This is a genomic window from Mycobacterium gordonae (genome assembly GCF_001417955.2).
GTDB classification, from domain to species: Bacteria; Actinomycetota; Actinomycetes; order Mycobacteriales; family Mycobacteriaceae; genus Mycobacterium; species Mycobacterium gordonae_B.
Map to the genome: position 1 here is coordinate 1 of NZ_LKTM01000164.1, position 1,817 is coordinate 1,817.

The following is a 1,817-nucleotide window of genomic DNA, read 5'->3' on the forward strand; positions in this document are numbered from 1 at the left end:
GCGTCATGGACACCCTCCACGACACAAACCGCCAGGTCACCATAGGTATCCTAGGCAGAACTCCAGATAACCCAGGAGTCGCTCAACGCCCGCTACCGCCGCGCGATCAAGGCCCGCGGACACTTCCCCTCCGAGCAGGCGGCGCTCAAGTGCCTGTATCTGGTGACCCGATCACTGGACCCGACCGGTGTCGGCAGGGCACGATGGACGATGCGGTGGAAACCTGCCCTCAATGCGTTCGCGATCACCTTCGCCGACCGATTCCCGGCAGCCGAAACCTACTGATGAAAAACGCCGGAAACACCGTTAGCGAGATAGACCCTGTTCACCTGTCAGGTGAACAGGATTTGGGTGAAGGTTTTGGCCGGGTGACAGTGTTGGGCATTACAGTCGGGCGTGGCAGGGCTGGCTGCGCCTGTGCTGCTTGCTGGAGTGGCCTCCACAGGGGTCAGGTGTTGAGAAATGCAGCGCTGATCTAGCATCGCCGCGTCGATGTCGTTGTGACTTTTTCCCGTTTTGACCGTGAGCGGGCTGCGAGCGTTCCCGTTTTGGTTTCGACTCGGCCGCTTCCGGGGCGGCCGGTGGTCAGGGCGGAATGGTTCTTCGCTCGCTCTCCCGTCGGTGTGGTCGTGGGCCCCTTCACGCGTGGACGGTTGTAGCGCTGGGGCCCAGAGGGGCGGGGAGGGTGACTGCCGACGGGCCACTGCTGAGCTCGCTTGTTGAGGTGATGGGCACGATCCGCCACGCGGAGTTGAGCACCGTGCCGGTCGCCCTGGCTGATTTGGTGAGTCTGATCGAGCAGCAGATTCCGGCCGTTAACTACGCCGGCATAGCGGTGCCAGCTCGGCGCTTGGAGCGCACGCCCCCAGCCGTCATCACCGGACACCCTGTTATCGCGATGCTGCACGACGCTGAGCACCATGGTGGGGGGGTCCGGCTCGGGACGCCGCCAGCAGCCAGGACACCGTCCTCGTCGCCGACCTCACCGTCGAGGGGCGCTGGCCGCAGTTCACCAGCGAAGCCGCCCGGGTGACTTCGGTGCGCAGTATCGCAGCGCTGCCGATGCATCACGACCGGTTCGTGCTGGGAGTACTGATTCTGGCTGCCGAACGACCTGACGCTTTCGATGCCACCGTCCTCGCGAATGCCGCAGATCTGGCGGCGCTGGCCGCTGGGGCCTGGAGTGCGGTGGTGCGCGAAGAGCAGCTACGCCGCGCCCTGAACTCCCGCGATGACATCGGTCAAGCCAAAGGCATCCTGATGGAACGCTTCAGCATCACCGCCGATGGCGCCTTCGCGCTGCTGCGTCAGCTTTCTCAAGAATCCAACACCCCCCTGCTCGACATTGCCCAACACCTCATCGTCACCGTCACTAACGGTGACGTGTCGACCTAAACAGACTGTGTCGCAACACGTCTCAAAGATTGCGGTCGGTGCGCCAGCCAAGCGTGCCGGCCCAGGAGAAACGTCCTTGATGGCACACGGGCTGAACCATCAAGGACTAAGAGGGAGTCTCCGTGTCGCGACCACCACTCCCCCTGTCTGGGGAACTACCCACAAACACCGCTAACCCACATCCACATCCGGGAAGATTGGCAACCGCGGCCCGTCGTGATGGCCGGGTGGCGGAGACGTCCAGCATCCGAGTCTGCTGGAAGTTGAGTCAGCACAGCCGCTGGGTGTCTCTTTTCTTAAAGGCCCCGCGGATGCGGCCTCCGCATCCAGCATGCGTTCCCTGCGTGTCGGCTGCCAGGTGAAAGGGACCACTTCAGGGGTGTTTTTGCCATGAGCATGGGACCACCTGTTTGCCATTGATG

Annotated in this window: 2 protein-coding genes and 2 pseudogenes; all 4 read left to right on the plus strand. The window is 63.1% G+C overall.

Annotation, left to right across the window (positions count from 1 at the left end; translation table 11 throughout):
- Positions 1-75 precede the first annotated feature (75 nt).
- Positions 76-285: pseudogene (locus tag AO501_RS35710) on the plus strand (transposase); the annotation flags it as partial.
- Positions 286-685: 400 nt separating this feature from the next.
- On the plus strand, positions 686-1,033 hold the full coding sequence (locus AO501_RS39345) for a hypothetical protein (protein WP_079889809.1): 348 nt from the start codon (positions 686-688) through the stop codon (positions 1,031-1,033).
- A pseudogene (locus AO501_RS39350) lies at positions 1,003-1,119 on the plus strand (hypothetical protein); the annotation flags it as partial. The gene AO501_RS39345 and the pseudogene AO501_RS39350, both read left to right, overlap by 31 nt.
- Positions 1,099-1,395 carry an ANTAR domain-containing protein gene (locus AO501_RS39355; RefSeq protein ID WP_372585095.1) on the plus strand — a complete coding sequence of 99 codons (297 nt, stop codon included), beginning with the start codon at positions 1,099-1,101 and terminating at the stop codon, positions 1,393-1,395. The pseudogene AO501_RS39350 and the gene AO501_RS39355, both read left to right, overlap by 21 nt.
- Positions 1,396-1,817: the final 422 nt, after the last annotated feature.